Below are 24,390 nucleotides of genomic sequence, written 5' to 3'. Positions count from 1 at the left end.
AATGAACATCAGCATGATAGGGTATGCAGAAGAGATTGAAGACGGGAGTTATAATTTGGATTTGTTATTGAACGGTGAAGGTGTTGAGATATCAACTGCCGGACTTTCGACAGTCGGCGACCTTCTCGAAAAGGTAAGACTTGAGAAGTTTTCACAAAAAGAGTTTATCTCAAAAATGGAGATAGACGGGGAAGTAGTTGAAGACCGCAAACAGGATGTGATACTGGGAAAACAGCTCTCGGAAGTTGATTCAATTTCCATATCGACTGATACGCCGGTCACTGTTTCGCTGAGAACCCTCAATAAAGTGGATGATTTTCTCGCTTCAATATCGCAACTGGTTGAGGAGAGCGCTGATAAATTCCGGCTGGAGGATGAATCGGTGGCAAACCAGCACTTTCTTCAGGTGGTTGAAGCCCTGCAAACTTTCGTTGAAATACTTTCAAAAGTCAAAGTGTTGAATAATATGGATTTTTCTGAAATAACTCATAGTTCCTCCCCGGTAAGTAAAAGAGAGGAAGCGCTACTGAATGTGTTTGCATCGATTCACGAGGTGCAGAAAAATCGTGACTGGGTCGGTATGGCCGACGTTTTGGAATACGAGCTGGTACCGATAATTTCAGACTGGAAAGAGATCATTCCGGTTTTATGTGAGATTATAGTCAAGAAAAACAATTAGTTATCCTTGCTTCTTTCCTTCGATTTCATCGAGGAGTTGTTATAACGCCGTACATTCCTCCTATCGATATGACGGTGTTTCTCCTGTATCCATATTTAATTCAATAGTTTATAGCGAAAATTATTTATGCGTTACTTTCCGGTTTCCGGTTGTGCGCTAGTTCCGGGGTGCTCTGTATTTTAATTTGGGTCTGTTGTATAATGATGTTGGATAAATATCATTAATGGGAATAAAATTATGCCACTATCAGATCTAGCTCAGGCAGGGAACAGCGCACAGAGCGGTCTTGTCAAGATTAACCGTTCCCTGAGCGAAAATTTCAACAAGCTCTCATCTGGCAGAAGGATAAACAAGGCCGCAGACGATGCGGCTGGCCTATCCGTTGCCGAGATGATGAGTTCCCGGGTACGGGGTCTTGACCAGGCTGTCAGGAACGTAAGCGAAGGTTCCGCGATGTTGCGCACTGCCGAAGGGGGGCTCTCACAGATAAGCGATATGCTTATTCGCGGAAAGGAACTGGCGGTTCAGGCAAGCAACGGCACTCTTTCGCCCCAACAGCGCGAAACCATAAATAACGAATTCAGCCAGATAATGCAGGAGATCGACAGGACAGCAGGAAATACCGAGTTTAACGGACAGAAACTCCTCACTGGGGAGATGGGAACCGGAGCCGTTCAGCAGATGGCGATTCAGGCGGGCGCGGACGGAGGAGAAAGCAACAGGATAGGCGTAGCGACAGTTGAACCTGCCACGACGCAGTCAATGGGTCTGTCGGGCGCGAATCTAGACAATCCGCAGAACGCAAGGGTCGCCATGAACGCGCTTGATAGCGCGATAGGGCAGGTGTCTCAAAGCCGCGCAAACATCGGCGCTTTGGGAAACAGGCTTGATAGCACTATCAGCAATCTCGCGGTGAACAGGGAAAATCTTGCCGCGGCTGAAGGGCAGATAAGGGGACTTGACTACGCGGAGGAGACCTCAAGCCTCGCCAGGAATGAAGCTCTTTTCGGCGCAGGTATAAAAACTCTGCAGGAGGTTTTGAAATCCCAGCAGACGCTTATCGGTTCTCTGCTCAATACAGCCGCATAACAACTCACCCGCCTTCTTCCCCCTCGGTCTCGTTTTTAATCGGAGTTGAAATAAATAATTTACCGATAATAAGTATATTGTTTTGCTCTCCGGTTACGTTCTATCATGTCATTCATAATGAGAACAGGTTCAGGTTTTGACGTTCATCGCTTCGCAAAGGGGAGGGACCTGTATCTAGGCGGGGTGAAGATACCTCATCCCCTCGGACTGGAGGGGCATAGCGATGCCGATGTGCTTCTGCACGCTATCTGCGACGCGCTTCTCGGCGCGCTTGCACTTGGGGATATAGGGGTTCACTTCCCCCCTACCGACAACAAATATAAAGGAATATCTTCCGTAGAACTCCTAAAGAGTGTTGTTTCAATGGTCCGAGAGAAAGGTTATGCAATAGGGAACCTCGACTGCACAGTAATAGCCGAAGAGCCGAAGTTAATCCCATACAGAGAAAAGATAAGGGAGACGATAGCTACTTCCGCAGGTATCGGCATTGAACTTGTCAGCGTCAAGGCCACAACAACAGAAGGTCTTGGGTTTACCGGCAGGGGGGAGGGGATTGCCGCAATGGCAGTTGCGCTCCTTACGCCTGTTGCCGGGGAGAGGGATTGAGGTAATGGAGTATCCCGCCGGCGCCAAAAAAGGGAGATCCGGCATAAGGGTCAGGTTTGCGCCATCCCCTACCGGTCCTGTTCACGCCGGAAATATCAGAACGGCAATATTCAACTGGCTATTCGCGCGCAATACCGGCGGCGAGTTTATCATCAGGATAGAGGATACCGATGCTGAAAGGAGCAAGCCCGAATACGCGGAACAGACCGTAGAGGCGCTTGAGTGGCTTGGCATCAATTGGGACGAAGGACCCTATTACCAGTCGCAACACAAAGCACTATACAAAAAGGTGCTGGAACAGCTTTTTAATGAAGGAAAGATATATCCATGCTTCTGCAGTGAGGAACTGCTCGCGAAGGATAAAGCCGATTTTGAAAGAAGGTCTCTTCCGCCGGTCTATACGGGGAGGTGCCGAAAGATCGGGAGCAAAGAAGGTATGGAAAAGATGAAGAACGAGCCATACGCGCTCCGCTTCAAGGTGGAGGGTGACATGCTGACCTACACCGACCTTGTGCGGGGTGAGATAAAGGTGAACCTGAACCTCGTCGGGGACTTTATAGTCAAACGCTCCACGGGAGGGGTGACCTATAATTTTGCCGCCGGAGTTGACGACTCCATGATGAAAATTTCACATGTGATAAGGGGCGAGGACCATATAAGCAACACGCCAAGGCAGATACTTGTGATGAACTCCATTGGCCATAACCCGCCGTCGTTCGCCCATCTCCCCCTTATACTTTCCGATGAAGGAAAAAAACTCTCGAAGAGAGACGCTGGAGCATCCTTTTTGGAACTGATGGATGGAGGATTCATGCCGGACGCCGTTCTCAATTTCCTTTCACTTATTGGCTGGAATCCGGAAGACGGCGAAGAGGATATGGAAACGAAGGATATAATCAGGAAGTTTTCCCTAAGCCGCGTCGCGGTTCGACCCGCAAAATATGATATTACGAAACTGCGATGGCTCAACGCGCGGAAATTGAGGAACGCAGCGCCCGAAGCGATACTAAGGGCGGGGAGTTCCTTCATAGTAAAGAACAAGCTCTATTTCAAGAACCTCTCTACGGAAAAGAAACATTTCCTCATCAACGCGGTAAAGGAGAATCTTGAAACCCTTGCTGATCTCGACAGCCAGTTATCGATTTTTTTCGACTACATCATGGACGACAGCGCCCTGAAGGAAGTTTCGCAATTTCCGGTCAAAGAAGTGTTAAACTCATTTCTAAAATTTTTGACGAATGAGGATTTTGGCGAAGTGACAAAACAGATAAAGGACAATACCGGGATTTCCGGTAAAAAACTCTTCATGCCGCTCAGGGTCGCGCTTACCGGGCGGCTGGGGGGGCCGGAGTTGAAGCATGTTTATGACTGGCTCCCTGTGGAGGAGAGGTTGATGCGAACAAACACTTTGCTGGGGCTCCTGAAGTAATGGGGCTCAGGATTTTCAATACGCTCACCGGGAAGAAGGAGGATTTTCTTCCGCTTGAGGAGGGGAAGGTTAAGATGTACGTATGCGGAGTTACCGTGTACGACAGGTGCCATATCGGCCACGCGCGCGCCGGGGTCGCCTTCGATTTTGTTTTTCGTTCGCTCAAACACCTCGGTTACGACGTGACTTATATAAGGAACTTCACCGATGTGGATGACAAGATAATCAACCGTGCTAACGAACGTGGTATTTCATGCGACGAACTTGTCGCGGAAAACATCAAGGCGTTCTATGAGGATATGGACGCTCTATATCTTCAGCGCCCAAACGGCGAGCCCAGGGCTACGCTCTACATCCCTCAGATGATAAAGCTGATAGAAGAGCTTGTCGCCAGGAAGCTGGCATACGAATCTGAAGGGGATGTTTTCTTTTCAGTGCGCGATTTTCCCCATTACGGCGCTCTCTCGAAGAGGAATCTTGACGAACTGGAGGAAGGGGCGCGGGTGGAGGTTAATGAAGCGAAACGCGATCCGCTCGACTTCGCCCTCTGGAAAAAAGCGAAACCCGGTGAGCCGAAATGGCCTTCGCCGTGGGGAGAGGGGAGACCGGGGTGGCACATCGAATGTTCCGCCATGGGCCGCGATCTCCTTGGGAAGACATTCGACATTCATGGCGGAGGGAAGGATCTTGTTTTCCCGCATCATGAAAACGAAATTGCGCAGTCCCACGGCGCATCGGGGTGCGCTCCGGTGAATTACTGGATGCATAACGGTTTTGTGAACATCAACAAGGAGAAGATGAGCAAGTCGCTGGGGAATTTTTTCACGATAAAGGATGTAATTTCAAAATTCGATCCGGAAGCAGTAAGGTATTACCTTCTCTCCACTCACTACCGCTCGCCGATAGATTTTGCCGATCCGTACCTTGCTGAAGCAGAGAGGACGATATCCCGTTTCTACTCCGCATCCGCGCGCGCGGAATCGCTACTGGAAGACCTTGATGCCGAGGCAGGTATCCCTGATGATTATTCCGAAAAATTGAAAAGCGCTATCGAGGATGATTTCAATTCCGCCGCAGTTATAGCGTTGTTGAATGAAGCAGACGGAAACGTGAACCGCCTTTGTGACGGATTCAAAAAGAAGAACAGGGAAGGGGCGGCAAAACTTGCCTCCGAACTCGCATTTTTCAAGAAGATCTGCGGATTGCTTGGCGTTCTAAACCGCGATCCGAAGGAGTTCCTGGAATCGCTCAAGGAGAAACATCTTGCCTCCATAGGTATGGGGGCCGACGAGGTTTTGGATCTGATAGAAAAGCGGAACGAGGCGCGCGTGGAAAAGAATTTCCACAAGTCCGACAATATCAGGGACGAACTTGCATCGAAAGGAATAGTATTGAACGATTCTCCGACCGGGACCACCTGGACCGTCAAGGTTTAGATGGAAATCGTCTACGGTGTTCACCCGGTACGCGAGGTGCTTCGCGCCGGACGACGCACCGTTTTTACGCTTCACTACGCAACTGACAGCGAACAGCGCCTTTCGGAAATTATCACGCTCGCGAAATCGGGAAAGGTGACGCTCAGGCCGACAGGAAAAAAGGAGTTGGGTAAACTTGCTGACGGCGCGGTGCATCAAGGTGTTGTTGTCGAGGTGGCGCCGATAATGTTCCTCGATATATATGATTTCATCGCAAAATGCGCCAGCTCCGGGGAGAAACCGGTCATCGCCGTCCTCGATTCGATCGTTGATCCGCATAATTTCGGCGCGATACTCCGCTCGGCGGAGGTGTTCGGCGTGGCAGGCGTCATATTCCCGAAAGAGCGGAGCGCGGAGATAAATTCCACAGTGGTAAAAACTTCGGCAGGGGCGACGGAGTATCTCGATTTCTGCCGGGTTACGAATATCGCGCGAACAATCGAAGAGCTGAAGGAGAACGGTTTTTATGTTGTATCAGCAGATGCTGATGGGGAGGAAAATCTTTCGTCTTTTGCTCCGCGCTACCCGATGGCGGTCGTCCTCGGTTCCGAGGAGTCCGGCGTCCGTCCGCTGGTAAAGAAAACGTGCGATGGGATATTGCGGATTGACGTAAAGGGGAAGGTCGATTCGCTGAATGTCTCCACTGCCGCCGCGGTCATTTTCTACGCTCTCACCAAGTAGCCTTTACACAGCTCCGAGCTGTAAATTGCGAACGGGCTTTTAAAATTTTGGCAGCTTGAGGTCTTTTGCTTTCTTTTGAAGCTCCTTTGCCTTGTCAGCGGTGTCATCCGCTTTTTTCTTCGTCTCCTGGGCGGTTGTTTTCACTTCTTCCTTCTTTTCTTTCACGACTTTTTTGGCTTTATTCAGTTCTTCTTTTGCCTCTTTCTTTTTCTTTTCAAGCTCCTCTTTCGCGAGTTTTTCATATTTCTTTATTTCACTTTCAAGGTCTTTCTTGATCTTTGTAACTTCTTCGTCGATGTTTTTCAGCTTGCCGTTCTCGTCGATGAGCATCGCGGTAACCTCGGGGAGGCGTTTCCCTATTTCACGTTCAAGTTCCTCCCTTATTTTCCTTTCTATCTCCGCTTTCGCTTCGCTTACGGCGTCATCGGCCACTTTCTGGAGAATCTTGTCGAGGTCAGATGTGATGCTCACTTTCAGGTCGTCGATCTTCCCTTCCGCTTTCCCTTTGAGGTTGATGTAGGTAACGGAGGAGAGCGATTTGTCGAGCACCCTTAATACACCGGCGTCGAGGCCGCCAATCGCATCTTTTCTGGCGGAGGTCTTTATGTTGCTCATGATAACGTTGAAATCGCTCCTTACGATATCGTCTTTGAAGTTGAAGGAGCCGGATGCCTTTACCGAGCCACCGGTTATCTCAACGGGTGAGTCGGGGCCGAGCGCTTCCTGCACGGAGGAGGTTTCGATCCCCTTGGCGTCGAATGTCACGTCGTACTCTTTTCTATCCTTCTGGAAATACGATTTGCCGTTTACGTCGAAGGTCACTCCCGGCATATCCTGCGAGCCGAACGCAATATTCATCGAGGCCGGTTTTTTGGTGATGTCCTGATCGGAGGAGACGTCGCTTATGGAGCCTGAAAACCAGTTCCCCTCCTTCCTGTCGGCGAACATCTTAAATGACGCCTTTTTCATGTAGAAGGCGGGGAGGGGATTGTAAAGAGGGAACTGCACGGTTGTCCCTTCCATATGCTGTGGCCCTTCCTGGATCCCTATCAGGTTGAGGGTCAGATCCTTTAGTATGTTCGCATTTCCGGAGATCTTTTCCTTTACCGGTTCGGCCAAAATCTTTTGGGTGATGCCCCCTTCTCCGTCGCCGCCAAGTCCCGCTTTTTTTACGGCACCCTTAATATCGGAATCGCGAAGGTCGGCAACGATATCCTTTATCTTGGCCGCTTCTGCAATATCCTTCTTAATGTCATCCCGTGCTTTTTCTATTTTGCTTTTAAAGTCTTTTACCTTTTCCAGCTCTGCATCCAGCTTCTCCCTGTTTGCAATGGCAAGGACGGCACCCCCGGCCAGCCCGGCGGCAAGGAGTTTCAGTTCGGTTTCGTATTCGCCGGTCAGTTTCTTCCAATCGGCCCCTTTGTCGCCAAAGAGTTTTTTGGATGCTTCGAGCTTCTTAACCGACTCCATATCCTCAAGCTTGGCGAGCTTCTGAAAGTCGAAATCTTTTACAAAATCGAAGCTCGGCATGTATTTTTTCCACTCAATACCCTTTTTCGGTTTCTCTTCCTTTTCAGAGGTTTCCTTTTTTTTCAGGCCGCCCCATGTTTCGCGTTTTGTTCCCCATTGAGGAGTGTCCGCCGAAAGATTATCAATTACGAAATGCCCCATGAGCGCGTCGCCGAGCGAGAAGTCGAAACTTGCGGATTTAATTTCGAACATGTTTTTCCACGGATCCTTCGGATCGGCGACATGGAATCCCGAAATGGTAACGGATTGTTTCCTGATATCTATGTAGAGGTTGTCTATCTCGACCTTCGATCTGGTCACGGAGCTTACAGCGTCGATTATCTTGGCTTTCGCATAACTGTCCAGGAAAAATGTATAGAAGATGACGACAAGCGACACTACAGCGAGAATTCCGAATAAAACTTTCCACCTCATTTAACTTATCCAGCCTTTCACTCGTGCGAAGATCTTGTACGCGCCCGATTCCCTGAAGTTTCTCAATTTGTCGAACAGCTTGAAATATTTTGATTCCTTGTAGTTTTTTATCTTTTCGTATCCTTCTTTCGCCTTTTCGATCTGTTCTTTTGTTTCCCGGTATTTTTCTTTTGCGTCCTCCACTCCGGCTTTTACCTCTTCAACCCCTTTTTTGGCCTTTTCGAACTCCTTGTAATACTCCGAATCCTTGATCTTTCCCTCAAGCTCCTGTTTGGCCAGATCCTTGATCTCTTCCCTGCTTATGCCGTCTTCCTTTGCCTTCATGTACCATTTATAGAAGCGCGAGTTTTTTATCTTCGTGACAAGTTTCCACTTCTTTTCGAGCCACTCCTTCAGCCAGCCTTCACGCCAGCCTATCACGAACCACCGCATGCCGAACCAGCCCGGCACGGCAATGGCAGTAGACATAACGAGGCTCCCAAGCACGATCGAATTGTTGAAATGGGTCCATGTAGCAGTGGGAGTGTTGTAAAGCCTTGTCCAGAAATCATGGAGCTGTTCCGCGGAGAGGAGTTTCATCCCTATTGAATGATACAAAGGATCGATGGCAAACGAGAATGCGGAAAAGACCCCGAATATGGCCACAAGCATGGCCCAATTGATGCGGATGATGAGGACAAGGAAGAGGAGGAAGAGGTTGTGCAGGTTCCAGAGAGGCGTCATACCTATTATCATTCCGAAACTGAATCCCCCTGCTATCTGGGCCGGCGACACATCGGACTCAATGATCTTTATTATCCTGGCAACAGTCTTATGGCTTGGTAAAAACTTCCAAAGCATAAATCCCCCGTTAATGAAATCTGGTTAGCATATTTATAGCATATATGCCGCATGTTTATGAAGAGAAAAATGGGCAATATTATGAAAAATATTATTCATTCCATAGCGCGCGAATAGCAATGAATTCAATGCGGATGCCCGCAAGCTGTTATTGAGCAATGCGATTAAAACGTTCATCGGGTATAATTTGAAACCTGGGGGAACGATATGCTTGAAAAATTCTTTCACCTGAAAGAACATGGCACGACAATCTCTACGGAGATTCTGGCCGGCCTGACAACCTATATAACGATGTCGTATGTGATATTCGTACAGCCAGCAGTGCTTTCACGCGCGGGGATGGATTTCGGCTCGGTAATGACGGCAACGTGTGTCAGTTCCGCCATAGGCTCGATACTCATGGGGTATCTTGCGAATCTTCCGGTCGCGCAGGCTCCCGCGATGGGGCACAACTTTTTTTTCGTTTTCACCGTTTGCGGCGCGATTTCAATGGGGGGGTATGGTTTTACCTGGCAGGCGGGGCTTGGCGCGATATTGATAGCAGGAACGGCGATGACGATCCTTTCCCAGTTCGGCATGCGGGACAAGGTTGTGCAGGCGATGCCGCTATCGCTTAAGTTCGCGATACCTGCCGGAATAGGGCTCTTCATAACCCTGATAGGGATGCAGTGGGGGGGGATTGTGGTCGCAAATCCCGGCACGATGATCTCGCTTGGTTCATTCACGCATGGACCTGCATGGCTTGTGTTGATAACGGTACTTGTTATAGCGCTACTAATGGCACTGGAAATACGGGGCTCAATATTGATAGGCATTTTTTTTGCCACTGTCGTATCGCTTTTTCTTGGCTACGCGGAGTGGCACGGCGTATTTGGGTTGCCGGCATCCATAATGCCGACATTTTTATCGCTTGATGTTTTCGGGGCACTCTCCATGCCGCGTATCGCAAGCGTCGTTTTCATATTTTTCATTCTGGACCTGTTCGACACTATTGGAACACTTACGGCGGTTTGCTCCGGTGCGGGATTGATGAAAGGGGGGTACCTGCCGAAAGCAAGGGAAGCATTGACCGCCGACGGAGTGGCAACGGTAGCCGGCTCGCTTCTCGGTACTACAACGGTTACAAGCTACATTGAAAGCGCGTCCGGTGTTGCCAGCGGCGGAAGGACTGGTCTGACAGCGATCGTTACCGGAATACTTTTCATCTTTTCGCTTGTGCTTTACCCGCTTGCAAAATCCGTCGGCGGAGGTTTCGAGATAAGCGAAGGTGTATATCTCTATCCTGTTATCGCGCCTGCGCTGATAATCGTAGGTTTCTTCATGGTAAACCTGGCTTCAAAGATCGAATGGGAAAGCCCGACGGAAGGGATACCGGCATTTCTTACGATGGTCGCCATGCCGTTCACCTATTCGATAACGGAAGGGGTTGCTTTCGGGATAATTTCGTACAGCCTTTTGCATACCGGCTATTTCTCTTTTCCAAAGACCAGCCCGATTATCCATTTTCTGGCAGTCATATTCCTGGCGAGATATCTGTTTATATATTAGCAAGATTGTTATAACTGGTAGGTTTTGGTCCCATTTTCTGATAATATAACCGAAATGATTATTTATCATTTGTCGAAAACAGGTTTCCTTCCGTACAACCCTGCGTCTATACAAAGGGCTGAGTAAGTGACCTGTTACAAGATTTGCATCAGGCAATTCCCGGGGATTTTCTGTTTTGTGGCGAGGGAACAATGAATTCGGAAATCACAACCGAACATCACTGGGAGTGGAGCTGGTCCCCGGCCGCAATAGTATTCGGCATCTTTTTTGTTTTACCGCTGGCATTTACCGCGAACTTCCAATACGAGAATCTGCTTTTAACAGCGATTTTCTGCGGCATAGGGGTTCCATTGCTGTTGGCCGGTATTGCGAAATGGACAAGCGAAGGCTTGAGGCAGAAGCATATGCAGTTCGGATACTCGGTATCCGGCATCGCGATATTCATTGTTTCCGAAGCGTTTATTTTTCTAAGCATGTTTGCCAGCTACTGGCTTGCGCGTCTTTCCGCATATTCATGGCCACCGGAGGGGACTCCGCATATTAGCCTTCTCCTCCCTGTGGTTATGACGATAGTTCTGGTTACTTCCAGTTTCACGATACATCTTGCTGAAGGCAAGCTTCATGAAGGTGATATGGCCGGTTTCAAGAGCAACCTCGGCATAACCATTCTTCTAGGCCTTACTTTTTTCAGCATGTCGATTTACGAGTATTACCACCTTGTTCAAATCGGATTCGGAATGAGCACGAACATTTACAGCACGGCATTTTATTCGATAACAGGGTTTCACGCCTCTCATGTCCTTATCGGCGTCTTTTCATTCATCGTAGTCCTTATCCCCGCGCTAGGGGGGACAGTTAACAGGACGTTTGTTCAGTGCACCGCGATCTACTGGCATTTTGTAGACATCATCTGGTTCTTTGTCGTAACGCAGGTTTATTTCTGGTAGATGACATGAAGAGGGGAACAATAGGAACTGCTGGGGCGCATTCGGTGTTGATCCTGCTGTTTCAGTTTTTATTGCCGGCAACCGCGGCAGAAAATGTGGCAAACAATGTGAATCCGATCCCGGATCCCGCCGCGGAGTGGGATATCCTTTGGCACGAGATGATGATAGACATCACGATTATCGGGGTTCTTTTCGGCGTGGTCGCAATCTATTGGATGTACAAATACAGGACGGACGATCTCGACGAGGTGGGGAATCCGCCGAAACTGATATCGGCAAAGGCTCTCGGATGGGCGCTTATCCCTGCATTTATTTTTGCCGCTGATGATTTCTATCTCGCCGCCAAGGGGTGGACGGTCTGGAGCATATACAGGAAGGTTCCCAAAGATGCCTATGAAATAAAAGTAAAGGCGTATCAGTGGGGGTGGGAGTTCGATTACGGCGACGGTGTTACCAGCGACGTGATGAGGGTGCCGGAGGAAAAACCGGTTGTCCTCCGCATGACAAGCGATGACGTGATACACAGTTTTTTCCTGCCGAAGTACAGGGTGAAGGAAGACGTAATGCCCGGCAGGGTGACCCATCTCTGGTTCCTGCCGCACAAGGGGGATAAGACGATAGCCGTATGCACGGAGTACTGCGGCATAGGACATTCGACAATGCCCGCGGATGTAATCGCCGTTCCGGAAAAGGAGCTGGCTGACTGGATAGCCTCTGAAAAAGCGGAGGAAGAATGAAGTTTAGATATCGTGCGGCGGAACGGAACGAACCGCGTTTTCAGATACGCAAGGAGGAACATTGAAAGAATGGCTTTTTACCACCGACCATAAAAGGGTGGGGATACTCTATCTCATAGGCTCTCTGACGGCGTTTTCCATAGCCGGTTTCATGGCGCTTCTGATACGCATCGAGCAGTACAGCGTAGGCCCGCTAATCACGGATAACCCCGGTACCTACAATTCATGGCTCTATTTTCACGGCGCAGCGATGATCCTCGCCTTTCTTATCCCCGGACTTACAGGCTTCGCGGCGAACTATCTCCTACCGCTGATGATAGGGGCGCCAGACGTCGCTTTCCCTCGGATAAATGCTTTCTCGGTATGGCTTTTTCTGGCCGCCATAATGCTTGCCCTCATCTCGCTGGTGATACCGAATCCACCCGACGTCATGTGGACCGGCTACCCTCCGTACAGCGTGACGACCGAAGGGAATACAGCCTTTTACGTCTTTACGGTGCACCTTCTCGGTTTTTCATCGCTCCTCGGCGCGGTGAACTTCCTCGTAACAGTCATGTACATGCGCGCGCCAGGCATGGGGTGGAACCAGCTGAACATGTTTGTCTGGACAACTGTCGCGGCATTTGTCCTTCAGCTTGTTTTTGTTCCCGTACTTGCCGCGGCGATGACACTGTTGCTTTTTGACAAATATCTAGGCACCCATTTTTTCGATCCTGCCGCCGGGGGTGATGTGCTCCTGTATCAGAATCTTTTTTGGTTCTATTCGCATCCGGCTGTTTACGTGATAATGATCCCGGCGTTCGGCCTCCTGTTTGAAGTGGTAGCCGCCATGTCAAAAAATCCGATCTTCAACTACAAGGTAGCTGTCTACGGAGGCGTATGGGGGACGGTACTTATCAGCGGCGAGGTGTGGGTTCACCATCTGTATGTTTCGGGCATGCCGGACTGGATAAGGATCGGAATGATGGTTACCACGCTGATGATCTCCATACCGGTGGGGCTCCTGGTACTGTCGCTTTGGGGGACGTTATACGGCGGGAAGATCTATTACAACACTGCGATGATGTTCGCCTCTGCTTCGTTTTTCCTCTTCCTTGTAGGGGGTCTTACTGGGATTCCGCTCGCAATGACGGCTATCGACCTTCATGTGGGGGAGACGTCGTTCGTGTACGCTCATTTTCACTATGTAATGGCGCTATTCGCCACCTTCTGCATTTTCTCCGCAGTATATTTCTGGTTCCCGAAGATGACGGGAAAATACGCGAATGAAGGGCTCGGGAAGGCCGGTTTCTGGCTAAATTTCATCGGGGTAAACATCACCTTCTTTCCGCTTATGGTATTGGGGCTCAAAGGGATGCCGAGAAGATATTACGATTGGGCGATGTTCGCCGGTGACCCGTCGTTCGAAACGACGCATCATATTGCCACATACGGTTCTTTTATTATCGCCCTCGGCATGGGGATGACGCTCGTCAATTGGATATATTCGGCTGTCGCCGGGGAGGAAGCGCCGGATAATCCGTGGAAGTCGAGATCGCTCGAATGGACGCACATTAAGGGGGTTCCGGGGCCGGGGAATTTCAAGGAGCCGGTCGTGGTGGATGCGGACTGGACCCCTTACAATTACCAGAAGAAAAGTAAGTAGGGGCGGGTATCGGTATTCGTATCCGCATTCATTTTCGCAGGGGCGAGTATCGGCATTCGCATTCAAATTCATTTTTTTCGTAGGAGCGGGTTTTAAACCCGCCCGCACTGTTTTAATTTCGGAATGGGCAGGTTTGAAACCTCCCCCTACGGCTCTCAAAAAATTCAAATAAACAACGTTATGTAATACAGGAATGGCATAAAATGTTGCTTTTAAGGTGTATTCGGCCTATTATTTTTAGGCATTTACATTACATGCAAACAAATTGTTAAGGGGTTGCCGGATGGGTTCCAGTTTGAAAGAAAATACACCGAAAGTGGTGCTTGGCCTGACTATACTGTTCACTTACTCGCTTTTAGTGCTCGGCAATCTGGTAACAACTACCGGCTCCGGTCTCGATTGTCCCGACTGGCCGCTATGTCACGGCACAGTGATACCTCCAGCCAACATAGGCATCTGGATAGAGTGGAGCCACCGCCTCCTGGGGGGTGTGACAGGGACGCTGATCATCTTTTCTTCCATTTACATATTGAAGAGGACGTCGGGCGGGATTAAATTTTTCATGAAGGCGGTGCTAGTGCTAATTGTCACCGTTGTCCTTTTGGGGGGCGCGGTAGTGCTGATCGAAGCACCATTTCTCGATACCTTGCTGCGCATAACCGTCGTTTCCAGCCACATAGTGATTGCGGCGCTCATATTCGTTCTGCTCGTTATTTCATACCGTCCGATTGCCAGGGGGACGGAAGAGCCGCCCAAGGACAAGTATCAGCTATGGCTCTTCGGAATAGTCGCGACGCAGGCGATAATCGGCGTCCTTGTCAGGTATTCAAATTCATCGCTTGCATGCCCCGACTGGCCCCTTTGCCAGGGGGCGATACTCCCGCCGAGCCTCCTCCCCGAAGTGCTGGTGCATTACACTCACAGACTTGTTGCCTACATCATTCTTGGCTTGACGGGGTACCAGCTTTATGTTTCCCTCAATGCGAAATCTCCCAGGGCCGTCACCGACGCGATAACTTTCGGGGCGGTATCGGCGCAGGCAACGCTTGGCGTGCTTATTGTCCTTACGGAGATGTTTCTCCCCATACTGGTTCTGCACGGAGCAACAGCGTTTTTCATTCTTGGCTGGAGCGCCTGGCTGGCAGCGCCTTTGATCGTTACCGGTAAAGAGGTAAAAGCTTGAACTCAACAATAAAAAGCACGACGGCGGAAAAGACATTTCCGATGGACAGAAAATTCTTCAAGGCCCTGCTGATAATTACAAAGCCGGGCATAGTGGCGCTCTCGCTCGTTGCCGGATGGACGGGGCTGTATATAGGCTCACATGGAATACCGAGATATTACGATTTTCTATGGACGACGCTCGGCCTCGGTCTTGCGACAGCCGGCGCGGCAACGCTGAACAACTTCATAGACCGCGACATAGATTCGGTCATGCAAAGGACGAGCGCCAGGTCGCTTCCGTCCGGTTCAGTATCACCTTCTTTCGCCTACATGTACGGAACGGGATTAGTAATAGTCTCTCTCCTTATCACGAAAATCTATCTAGGCACGCTGGTTACGCTGTTGACCGGTGCGGCGATATTCACATACGTGATAATGTATTCGCTTTTCCTGAAGAGGACGACGCCGATGGCCACTCACATCGGCGGCATTGGGGGCGCTCTCCCTCCGCTAATCGGTTATGCCGCCGCCCATGGGGATCTTGATACGCACGCGCTTATCCTCTTTCTGATAATAGTGGTCTGGCAACAGCCTCATTTCTGGGCGTTGGCGCTCAAGTACAGGAACGAATACGCAAAAGCAGGCGTTCCGATACTCCCTGTGGCAAAGGGGGTAAAGGCCACCAAGGTAAGGCTCTTCTGGTACACGCTTGCCTTGATCCCTGTTTCCGTGTTGCCGTATACGTCCGGGATGTCGGGGATATATTATCTCGCAACGGCTATCGTGCTTGGCGTGGCGTACCTTGCGTTCACTGTTCGATTCCTATATTCGCAAAAAGAGAAAGAGATGTTTCTCTTCTTCTTTTCAATCGCCTATCTTGGCGTGCTATTCATTGTATTAATTCTGGATATGGTGTGATGAGATATACAAATGTAGGCAAGTGGTTCTCGCTTTCAGTTTTCGCTCTCGGCATGGGAGGTTTTTTCGCTTTCGTTGTAGGGATGAGCAGATCCCCTTCAATTTCCAAGCTTCTGCCGGAAAACTATTTCCAGTACGCGCTCGTGGGGCATGTCGACCTGGCGATTATCTGCTGGCTGATGCTCTCCGCAATCGTGCTCTGGATATACCATCTGAAAATAGCGCTGTTCCAAAACAGCTATTGGCTTGCCGTAATCGGAGTTGACCTTATCGCGTTGGCGGCGATCTTCGCCTTTGGCGAAGCGAGCCTTAACAACTACGTCCCGGTTCTCGATCATCCAGTATTTTTCCTTGGACTTGGACTCCTCTTTTTCGCATTTGTGATAAATTCAAGCGCCTCATTCGCTTTCGCGTTAAAGGAGATAACAACGGACGAGATGATAGGCAACGCGGTTGTCACCTCTCTGTATATATCAATGGTACTTGTCGCATCCGTCCTTGTCTCATTCCTTTTAGTTGGCGGTGGGAACCTTGACACATATTATGAAAGAGTCTTCTGGACGCCGGGGCATATTCAGCAGTTCCTTAACGGCACAATGCTTCTTATCGTCTGGTACTCCCTGTTGAAGATCACGACTGGAGAAGAGCCAAAGGGATCGAGGCTCCTGGTCTGGGCGAACAGGCTCTTGATCATTTCGGCTGTATTTCTTTTAAGTCTTCTCTTCTTTTTTGACCCGCTGGACAGACCGCTGAGGATAGGTTCCGAGATAGTGTACGCTGTCGGGCTAGGGCTTCCACTTTTCCTCCATATCGCCAACATCTTTAAACAGTATAAATTCAAATCGAAAGAACCTGCCTCGGTCGCTCTGCTCGGCTCGATGCTCATCTACCTGTATGGGATATTCATCGCTTACGGCGGATTCGGCGACGATACACGCGTTCCCGCCCATTATCATGGGGCGGTTACGGCGTTGACCCTCGCACTGATGGCCTTCGGATACAATCTAATGAAGGAGCATGGGTTGAAGATATACTTTGAAAAGGCCGCCCGCATCCAGCCTTATGTTTACGGCGCTGGAATGATCCTTTTTATTAGCGGTCTTTTCGTCTCCGGTCTGTTCGGTGCTCCCCGTAAAACTTACGGTGTTGACTGGACGGATAATCCCGTAATACTTGCATCCCTCTCCCTGATGGGGGTTGGAACGCTTCTTGCGGTTATTGGAGGAATTATGTTCGTAGCTTACGCGGGGACGACGATCATTAAGAATGTTAAAGTAAAGGGCGGTACACAACATGACTGAAGGTGGAGACGATAAAAAACTCCGGATCCGCATGGCCATCTTGGCCGCGGTTCTCATCCTTGTGGTCATCTTTCTTTATGTCAGCATCACATACAAGATAGTCAACTACGGGCCGTAAATTATCTCCACGCCCGAACACCGCGAGGGAGTTTTGGTTTATCCCTTTTCGGCGTGTTATCATCTCCAAGTCACCGAATACGGGATATCCATGAAAAAAAATACATTGCAAAGATGGAAGGGCTTACACGTTGGATATAGTTATTGCTGAAAATTTAAGACATACATATCCTGCAAGAAGGAGATCCAGAGAGTACGAGGCCCTAAAAGGGGTAGACCTTTCGGTAAGAAAAGGGGATATCTTCGGTTTTCTGGGTCCGAACGGATCGGGGAAGACTACTCTGTTCAAAATACTCTCCACGCTGATAGAGCCGACGTCCGGGAGATGCGAAATAGCCGGACTCGATATTGCCGCGCGGAAACCGGATGTAAGGAAAAAAATTGGGGTCGTTTTTCAATCCCCTAGCCTCGATAAAAAACTCACAGTGGAAGAGAACCTCCACTACCACGGACATCTTTACGGATTATCGGGGGCGCAACTAAAGGCGCGCATCGGCGAACTTCTTGAGAAATTCCAGCTTGAGGAGAAGCGGGACAAATTTGTGGAAACCCTTTCGGGGGGGGAAAAGCGGCGTGTTGAAATAGCCAAGGGGATCATGCACAAGCCGGAACTTCTGATAATGGATGAGCCTTCCACCGGACTTGATGTACGCGCCAGAAGGTCGATGTGGAATATGCTTGAAACATTGAAGACGGTAGACGGAGTGACTGTGCTTTTAACTACCCACCTAATGTACGAAGCGGAGCTGTGCGACCATATCGTGATAATGGACAGCGGGAAGGTGGAAGTGAACGGCAAGCCGGAAGAGCTGAAAAAATCCATTGGAGCGGATATCATCACCGTATCAGCCGATAAGCCGGAAGAGTTCATGAAAAGCTACGGCATGAAATTCAACGACAAGCCTCTCCTGGTGAACGGCAAGGTGAGAATTGAAAAAGAGAACGGGCACAGGTTCGTTTCGCAGATAGTGGAATCGTTTCCAGATGAAGTGACAGGCGTGACGTTCGGGAGGCCGACGCTTGAGGATGTTTTCATCCAGAAGACCGGACATGGATTTCTGCATGGCGAGAAGGAGACGGAATGAGACATTTTTTTTCATCGGCTCTTACGCTTTGGAAGAGGGAGCTTGTACGGTTTTATCGCGACAGAAGCAGGGTAATAGGGGGTCTTGTGCCGCCGATAATATTCTGGGTATTCATAGGGACAGGCTTCAGCGGCTCGTTCCGCCCCGGCACCGGCGAGGGGATCTCATACATGCACTACTTCTTTCCTGGGATACTTACACTGATATTCCTGTTTACAGCGGTCTTTTCCTCGATCTCCATAATTGAAGACAGGCATGAAGGATTCCTGCAATCGGTCCTTGTGGCTCCTGTCTCGCGCACTGCTGTTGTATTCGGGAAAGTGTTCGGAAGCGCGACGCTGGCGCTCATCCAGGGAATTCCGTTCCTGATTATCGGCTTGATATTCGGCATAAGCCCGGAGGTCGGCTCGATCGTAAAAATGATGCTGATACTTTTCGGCGCGTCGTTCTCGCTTGCGGCGATCGGGTTCATGCTGGCATGGAACCTCGATTCCACACAGGGATTCCACGCTGTTATGAACATGTTTCTAATACCGATGTGGCTCCTCTCCGGCGCGCTCTTTCCCAAAAGCGGCGTCCCTTCGTGGCTGGACTGGCTGGTGACGGTAAACCCGCTGACGTATACTGTTTCGGCGCTTCAGCAGGTTTTGTTTTTGCCGGGAACATTCGAAGGGCTTCCATCACCCGGCCTCTGCGCGGTTGTGAACGTGGCGTTTTGTCTTGTAACGTTCGGCATGGCGGTAATAGTTTCGCAGAAAGGGGAAAAATAGATGATAAAGATAACAATGCTGCCTCATTTCCAGGCATCGATGAATATGCTATGCGTGCTGTTCCTGTCGCTGGGGTATTACAACATTAAAATGAAAAACAAGGAGAGCCATAAAAAATTCATGATCTCCGCGCTTGCCGCTTCGGCCATATTCTTTATTTCCTATCTTGTTTATCACTACAATGTGGGAACCTATAAATTCGGCGGACAAGGTGGGGTGAGGAAGGTATATTTCACGATACTCCTTACGCATACGGTTCTATCAATCATCATGCTGCCGATGATATTTGTCACCCTGTACCACGCCATCAGGGGGAATTTCGAGAAGCACCCCGTAATAGCGAGATGGACCCTCCCGATTTGGATATATGTTTCGTTCACCGGTGTTATTATCTACTTCATGCTGTATCACATGTACCCTCCGGCAGGCTGAAAAATGGATTACCAGGAACAGGCCGATATTGCCGCGACGGCGGAAGAAAAAATGCCGTCAACATTCAAGCTGGTTACGTTCGGATGCCAGATGAACAAGTATGACTCGGAAAAGATGAACGGAGTCCTTGTATCAAACGGAATGTCGGAGGTCGATTTGGCTGAGGAGGCCGATCTGATCCTCGTCAACACCTGCTCTATAAGGGAAAAGGCGGAAAACAAGGTGTTTTCGTACATAGGGAGACTGGCAGAGTTGAAAGAGAAAAATAAAAATCTCCTTATTGCGCTGGGCGGATGCATGGCTACGTTTAACAAGAAAGAGATCTTCAGGAAAGCGCCTGGCCTGGACATAGTTTTTGGCCCCGATTCCATAAGTAAAATACCGGAATTGATAAGCCAAAGGCTCGTTTCCGGCAGAAAACAGATGGATATCGGATTCTCGGAAGAAATAACCTGGGATTCACCCGAAGGATTGGTGAGGAAAAGCGGCGTAGTTGCGTGGATCGGTATCATGAAAGGGTGCGACAACCACTGTACATATTGCGTCGTTCCCGGAACACGGGGGAGGGAGATCAGCCGTCATCCCGATTCGATCATCGGGGAAGTAAGGGATCTTGCGGGAAAGGGGTACAGGGAGATCTGCCTCATAGGGCAAAACGTGAATTCCTACGGAAAGGGATTGACGCCGGAGATAACATTTCCTGAATTGCTGAGAAGTGTCGAAGAAATAGACGGCGTTCAGCGGATAAGGTTCATGACGTCGCATCCGAAGGATATTACCGACGAACTTATAGAAGAAATGGCTGTCTCGAGAAAAATATGCCCAAGTCTTCATATGCCGCTTCAATCCGGATCCGACAGTGTGCTGGCAAGGATGAACAGGGGGTACACGGTTTCGGAATATCTCGCCAAAGTTGAGCGGATTCGGAATGCCGTTGAAGGGATATCCATTTCAACAGACCTGATGGTAGGTTTCCCTGGAGAGACGGAGGAAGACTTTCTTTCTACATGTGAGGTAATGAAGAGGGTACGGTTTGATTCCCTTTTCCTTTTTAATTATTCATCACGCTCCGGGACGCCAGCCGCCGGGTATGGGGAACAGGTAGAGAGAAAAGTATCGCAGGAGAGATTCGATACGGCGCTGACACTGCACAAATCGATCATTGCCGAAAAGAATCTTGATATGAAGGGAAGAAAAGTTGTGGTGCTGTGCGAAGATACATATAATGGAAACATGAAGCGCCATTCTGCCGATAACAGCGGATTCCTTTCAGGCAGAACGCGCGACAATTTCATGGTTGTTTTCAAAGGTGCACGGGGCCTGATCGGAGAGGAGATCGAACTCAGAATTTACGGCGCCGCAGGGTACAACCTTTTAGGCGAGCCGGTTTAGGAAAGGCGAGAAAATGGAAAACGGCAGCAGAATAGAGATGCGGGTTGAGGGTCTTACCCTTGATCCTGTAACAAATATGCCTATCCTGATACTCAAGGATCTTGAAGGGAACCGCTCGCTTCCTATCTGGATAGGGGTTTTTGAAGCCAACGCAATCGCCCTTGAGATGGAGAAGGTGAGTCCGCCGCGGCCAATGACTCACGACCTAATCAAGAACATATTCGACGCGGCTGTGGCAAACGTCGATTACATCTGCGTAAACGAACTGAAGGACAATACATTTTTCGCGATCATATCCGTAAAGCTGGGCAAAATGAACCTGGAGATAGATTCCAGGCCGTCTGATGCTATTGCCGTGGCTCTCAGGATGAACGCGAAAATCCTCGTGGAAAAAAAGGTACTCGAAGAGGCCAAATCATTCGACACCTCACAGGATGCATCACTGGGCGAAGATCAGCAGTGGAAGAAGTGGCTCAATGAAGTAAAGCCGGAAGATTTCGGCAATATAGACCAGTAGAGTTTTCCGTTCTATCAATCTCCCTGTTCGATCTGGATATATCTCATAGGCGCACCCCTTTTTTCTTTTTGCTGGATCTAACGGAATTCATGGACAGATTATTTCTCCCTGTCGGGCAATCATCTAGAAGAGGGCACGGTACGCAATCCGGTTTCGCTTTGCAGTGCGTGGCACCTAACGCCACGATGAGAGCGTGATATTCGTTGTAAAGTTTCCAGCTTTTCGGGAGATGTTCCATAAAGAAGGCTCGCGCCCTTTCGTAGCCGATATCGTCCCGGAAAAGGCCAAATCTGGCTCCGAAACGGATGGTGTATTTGTCGATGACAAATGACCTTCGGTTGGCGGCGTAAAGGAGTATGGAATCGGCGGTTTCCGGCCCTACACCGTATACGGAAAGGAGCGAATCCCTCGCCTTTTCAAGCGGGCTCTTCCTAAGGAACTGGCGCCAGTCCCCGCTGTTTACAGTGGATAAATAATGTATCAGGCTCTTCAGTCTTTTCGTTTTCAGATTGTAATATCCGGCAGGCTTGATCAGTGAGGCGAGCTTGTGTTCTTCGATGGCAGTAAGTGCGTCGATAGATAGAAGATTTTCTATGCGTAGGGCCGATATCGCTTTTTCCACGTTTTTCCATGAAGTATTCTGGGTAAGAATAGCGCCTATGCAGACCTCCAGATCGGTCTCAGCAGGCCACCAGTTTCTTGGTCCAAATCTGTCGGAAAGCTTCTTTTGAATCTTCAACAGCTTTGTTTTCATAATTGGAGAGTATAGTATCTAAAACAGGAATGGTTTTGTGATGAAAAAAATGTTGGGGATATCATATGGGGCTATTTCGGCAAAAAGATGTATCCATATCACGGTGAAGGGACGATATGTAGAAATGGCAGTTCTACCAGGCAAACGCGCAGAAACGAAGCTGATCACGAAGGATATCTGTCTTGAAGATGCGTGAAAAAGCGGTAGCGGCTGTATCTCTGTTCGTATTTATCGCGATATCGTCGCTTCTGCTATGGAGGGCCTCCGCGGGGATGTACATGAAAAGCGGATTGGCGCTGTACAAGGAGAAGAACAGCTCGGCGGTCGATATTTTCCATGCGGGAGTTCAAAGGAACGGCGATGATTTTATCTTAAGGCATTACCTCGCGGCGTCGCTGCAGCAGATGGCGCTGGACAGGGGGCTCGATAAGCCGGGCTCGAAGATACTCCTCCTTGAGGCAAAAAAGGAGATATTGAAGGCGATCAATATCAGGAGGGAGAGCTTTGAGCACCGCGTGCTTGCGGAAAATTTCGAGCTGACCGGCAATATCAGCGAAGCGATCGGGCAATTCAGCATAAATTATTTTCTTTCTCAAAATCCGGCTGATCTTGATTGGCTCATTCGGCATGGCGACAAGATCCCGGAGGCGGCGGATCATTATTTTGAAAAAGGGGCATCTGGGATTGCCATGATGATAGCTTACAATTCGCTCTCTTCCTTTAATCGTGGTGTGCCGCCGGAGAACATTGTGGCGGTTACACTGTTGGAAGAATATTTTATAAATGTGTCACCGCCGGAATGGTTTTCTGAAAGAGGCGAAAAAGGTGGGATGGAAGTAAAAGAGATCCTGTCAAACTCCTATTTGAAGCTGACTGAAGATGAAAAAAACGCGGTGAGGCAAACGTTTAAACAGTCAGATATCCGGTATTTGAAAGGGATAATAGCGGATGGCCTATAGAAAATTGGAAGAAAAACTTCTCATTCTCCTGATTGCAGTTGGCCCAATTCTTTTCTGGCCATACTCCTACGATGAATTCAGGGAAGTGAAAGAAACATTTTTCCATATCGTTGCTCTAGGCGTATTCATCTGCTCTATATCCGAATATTTGCTCCTCCCTTCCGAGAAACGTCTTGGATTTCTCAGGGTATACCATGACCTCGGCACCGGAAAATATATTGCGGCGTTGCTGGTTATCTCGGCTGTTGCCTTCAGCATATCGTATCTCCTGAACGAGCATACTCCCCACGGCTTCAGAACCTTGATGAATTACATGGCCGGCATAATGCTATTTTTCTCCTTCGTTAAGATCGTTTCTGTGGATAGAGGGGAGCGGTGGCTGAAGATATTTCTAATTCCTGTTTTGATAAACGCAGTCATGGGTATAGCGCAATATTCGGGTCACGATCCGTTTTTCGAAAGCCTTGACGCGGATTTCCATGAGGTATACCGGAAATACAGAGTGGCCGGATTCATGGACAGCCCGAACATGCTCGCGCCATTAATCTGCAGTATTGCGCCATTCCTTTTTCTGAAAACTGTTTACGCAAGAATGGGAAAGGAATTTATTTCGTATCTTTTCCTCCTTGCAGTTGTCCTTGTTCCTCTGATCCTTTCAGAAAATCTGGGGGGAATACTCTCTCTCGGAGCGGTTTTTGTTTTTCTTCTGATAGTCCTCTCCGTTCATTTTAAAAAGGGGGGAGGATTGGAGCTTTCGAAGCTGATAGTAATTTGGATACTGTTTGCAGTTACTCTGCTGTTTTTCACTCAAAGGCTAGTAAATATGGATAGCGATTCAAGAGCCATCAAGAAATGGTCGATGCTGGAGAGAATGAGCCAGTATCAGGCGTCGTACCAGATGTTTACCGAGTCGCCGATCATAGGGAAGGGACCGGGATATTATTTCAGGCATTTCGTGGAGTACAGGCGCGCGGCCTGGATCGGAAATCCGCCTCCTGTGCTTGTGACGAGATCGGCACATCAGGCGCATAACGATTTTCTGCAGTTTTTGGGTGAAGGGGGGCTTATATCGACGATCCCTTTGCTCGGAATTATAGGAATAATCCTATATATATGTTTCAGGTTTCTCGGAACGTATCTGAATGGTGGTCCACCCGATGAAAAACGACTGGTAGCGCTCGCCTCTTTTTCAGGATTTACAGTTATAAATATCAATGCGCTGTCGAATTTTCCCTATCATGTTGCCCCTCTTGCCGTATCCGCGGTATTCTTTGGGGCGCTATTTTTAACGACAGCCAGGCAGGGGGAGCGTAGATAGATAATTGTCTCAGGATGAGGTGTAAAAGCCCCACTTTCAAAAA

At 49.2% G+C, this 24,390-nt stretch carries 25 protein-coding genes; 22 read left to right on the top strand and 3 right to left on the bottom strand.

The features are described 5' to 3' along the window. The first annotated feature begins 1 nt into the window (after position 1). The 6 genes from OEY64_03955 (at position 2) to rlmB (ending at position 5,959) form a co-directional block, all read left to right on the top strand. A complete protein-coding gene (locus OEY64_03955; protein ID MDH5542100.1) occupies positions 2-679 on the top strand; it encodes a hypothetical protein in 678 nt (225 codons plus the stop codon). Between the two features lie 237 nt (positions 680-916). Continuing rightward, positions 917-1,768, top strand: coding sequence for a flagellin (locus OEY64_03950; protein MDH5542099.1), 852 nt, complete (start codon positions 917-919; stop codon positions 1,766-1,768). A gap of 114 nt (positions 1,769-1,882) precedes the next feature. After that, positions 1,883-2,374, top strand: coding sequence for a 2-C-methyl-D-erythritol 2,4-cyclodiphosphate synthase (ispF, locus tag OEY64_03945; GenBank protein MDH5542098.1), 492 nt, complete (start codon positions 1,883-1,885; stop codon positions 2,372-2,374). A gap of 4 nt (positions 2,375-2,378) precedes the next feature. Continuing rightward, on the top strand, positions 2,379-3,803 hold the full coding sequence (gene gltX, locus OEY64_03940) for a glutamate--tRNA ligase (GenBank protein ID MDH5542097.1): 1,425 nt from the start codon (positions 2,379-2,381) through the stop codon (positions 3,801-3,803). Then, complete coding sequence (gene cysS / locus OEY64_03935) at positions 3,803-5,239, top strand: cysteine--tRNA ligase (protein ID MDH5542096.1); 1,437 nt, start codon at positions 3,803-3,805, stop codon at positions 5,237-5,239. The genes gltX and cysS overlap by 1 nt, the downstream gene beginning before the upstream one ends. Then, the gene (rlmB, locus tag OEY64_03930; protein MDH5542095.1) at positions 5,240-5,959 is read left to right on the top strand and encodes a 23S rRNA (guanosine(2251)-2'-O)-methyltransferase RlmB; all 720 of its coding nucleotides are present in this window, start codon (positions 5,240-5,242) and stop codon (positions 5,957-5,959) included. It begins immediately after the preceding gene. A 39-nt stretch (positions 5,960-5,998) separates the two neighbouring features. Here rlmB and OEY64_03925 read toward each other — a convergent pair whose 3' ends face one another. Together OEY64_03925 and OEY64_03920 are read right to left on the bottom strand one after the other, a co-directional pair. After that, positions 5,999-7,903, bottom strand: a complete 1,905-nt coding sequence (locus tag OEY64_03925; GenBank protein ID MDH5542094.1) for a hypothetical protein — start codon at positions 7,901-7,903, stop codon at positions 5,999-6,001. After that, positions 7,904-8,743 carry a TIGR03546 family protein gene (locus OEY64_03920; GenBank protein MDH5542093.1) on the bottom strand — a complete coding sequence of 280 codons (840 nt, stop codon included), beginning with the start codon at positions 8,741-8,743 and terminating at the stop codon, positions 7,904-7,906. It lies immediately after the preceding gene. A 207-nt stretch (positions 8,744-8,950) separates the two neighbouring features. Between OEY64_03920 and OEY64_03915 the strand changes: the two genes are divergently transcribed. The 13 genes from OEY64_03915 to OEY64_03855 all read left to right on the top strand — a co-directional run bounded on the left by OEY64_03915 (position 8,951) and on the right by OEY64_03855 (position 21,316). Further along, positions 8,951-10,291 carry an NCS2 family permease gene (locus tag OEY64_03915; GenBank protein MDH5542092.1) on the top strand — a complete coding sequence of 447 codons (1,341 nt, stop codon included), beginning with the start codon at positions 8,951-8,953 and terminating at the stop codon, positions 10,289-10,291. Between the two features lie 191 nt (positions 10,292-10,482). Next, positions 10,483-11,238 (top strand): heme-copper oxidase subunit III, encoded by a 756-nt coding sequence (locus OEY64_03910; protein MDH5542091.1) that lies wholly within the window; start codon positions 10,483-10,485, stop codon positions 11,236-11,238. Between the two features lie 5 nt (positions 11,239-11,243). Then, positions 11,244-11,975: a cytochrome c oxidase subunit II gene (locus OEY64_03905; GenBank protein ID MDH5542090.1), complete on the top strand. Its 732-nt coding sequence runs from the start codon at positions 11,244-11,246 to the stop codon at positions 11,973-11,975. A gap of 61 nt (positions 11,976-12,036) precedes the next feature. Next, positions 12,037-13,620 carry a cbb3-type cytochrome c oxidase subunit I gene (locus tag OEY64_03900; GenBank protein MDH5542089.1) on the top strand — a complete coding sequence of 528 codons (1,584 nt, stop codon included), beginning with the start codon at positions 12,037-12,039 and terminating at the stop codon, positions 13,618-13,620. A gap of 295 nt (positions 13,621-13,915) precedes the next feature. Then, on the top strand, positions 13,916-14,803 hold the full coding sequence (locus OEY64_03895) for a COX15/CtaA family protein (GenBank protein ID MDH5542088.1): 888 nt from the start codon (positions 13,916-13,918) through the stop codon (positions 14,801-14,803). Further along, a complete protein-coding gene (cyoE, locus tag OEY64_03890) occupies positions 14,800-15,702 on the top strand; it encodes a heme o synthase (GenBank protein ID MDH5542087.1) in 903 nt (300 codons plus the stop codon). Before OEY64_03895 ends, cyoE begins: the two co-directional genes overlap by 4 nt. After that, on the top strand, positions 15,702-17,003 hold the full coding sequence (locus OEY64_03885; protein MDH5542086.1) for a cbb3-type cytochrome c oxidase subunit I: 1,302 nt from the start codon (positions 15,702-15,704) through the stop codon (positions 17,001-17,003). Before cyoE ends, OEY64_03885 begins: the two co-directional genes overlap by 1 nt. Further along, entirely contained in the window at positions 16,996-17,121 is a 126-nt protein-coding gene (locus OEY64_03880; protein MDH5542085.1) for a hypothetical protein, read from the top strand. Before OEY64_03885 ends, OEY64_03880 begins: the two co-directional genes overlap by 8 nt. Before the next feature lie 130 nt (positions 17,122-17,251). Then, positions 17,252-18,205 (top strand): ABC transporter ATP-binding protein, encoded by a 954-nt coding sequence (locus tag OEY64_03875; protein MDH5542084.1) that lies wholly within the window; start codon positions 17,252-17,254, stop codon positions 18,203-18,205. Beyond that, complete coding sequence (locus OEY64_03870; GenBank protein ID MDH5542083.1) at positions 18,202-18,975, top strand: ABC transporter permease; 774 nt, start codon at positions 18,202-18,204, stop codon at positions 18,973-18,975. The genes OEY64_03875 and OEY64_03870 overlap by 4 nt, the downstream gene beginning before the upstream one ends. Next, complete coding sequence (locus OEY64_03865; protein ID MDH5542082.1) at positions 18,976-19,407, top strand: DUF420 domain-containing protein; 432 nt, start codon at positions 18,976-18,978, stop codon at positions 19,405-19,407. A gap of 3 nt (positions 19,408-19,410) precedes the next feature. After that, positions 19,411-20,799, top strand: coding sequence for a tRNA (N6-isopentenyl adenosine(37)-C2)-methylthiotransferase MiaB (miaB, locus tag OEY64_03860; protein MDH5542081.1), 1,389 nt, complete (start codon positions 19,411-19,413; stop codon positions 20,797-20,799). 13 nt (positions 20,800-20,812) lie between these two features. Continuing rightward, complete coding sequence (locus tag OEY64_03855) at positions 20,813-21,316, top strand: bifunctional nuclease family protein (GenBank protein ID MDH5542080.1); 504 nt, start codon at positions 20,813-20,815, stop codon at positions 21,314-21,316. Between the two features lie 43 nt (positions 21,317-21,359). Here the strand turns inward: OEY64_03855 and OEY64_03850 are convergent, their stop codons facing one another. Further along, entirely contained in the window at positions 21,360-22,070 is a 711-nt protein-coding gene (locus OEY64_03850) for an endonuclease III domain-containing protein (GenBank protein ID MDH5542079.1), read from the bottom strand. A 40-nt stretch (positions 22,071-22,110) separates the two neighbouring features. On the opposite strand from OEY64_03850, the gene OEY64_03845 reads away from it, so the two are divergent. Genes OEY64_03845 through OEY64_03835 form a run of 3 tightly spaced genes read left to right on the top strand, consistent with a single transcriptional unit; the run spans position 22,111 to position 24,347 of the window. Next, positions 22,111-22,266, top strand: coding sequence for a hypothetical protein (locus OEY64_03845; GenBank protein ID MDH5542078.1), 156 nt, complete (start codon positions 22,111-22,113; stop codon positions 22,264-22,266). Continuing rightward, on the top strand, positions 22,259-23,029 hold the full coding sequence (locus OEY64_03840; GenBank protein MDH5542077.1) for a hypothetical protein: 771 nt from the start codon (positions 22,259-22,261) through the stop codon (positions 23,027-23,029). The genes OEY64_03845 and OEY64_03840 overlap by 8 nt, the downstream gene beginning before the upstream one ends. Then, on the top strand, positions 23,019-24,347 hold the full coding sequence (locus tag OEY64_03835) for an O-antigen ligase family protein (protein ID MDH5542076.1): 1,329 nt from the start codon (positions 23,019-23,021) through the stop codon (positions 24,345-24,347). Before OEY64_03840 ends, OEY64_03835 begins: the two co-directional genes overlap by 11 nt. The last annotated feature ends 43 nt before the right edge of the window (positions 24,348-24,390 follow it).

The organism is Nitrospinota bacterium, assembly GCA_029881495.1.
Classification (GTDB): Bacteria; Nitrospinota_A; UBA7883; order JACRGQ01; family JACRGQ01; genus JAOUMJ01.
This window is presented reverse-complemented; position numbering and strand designations above follow the sequence as displayed.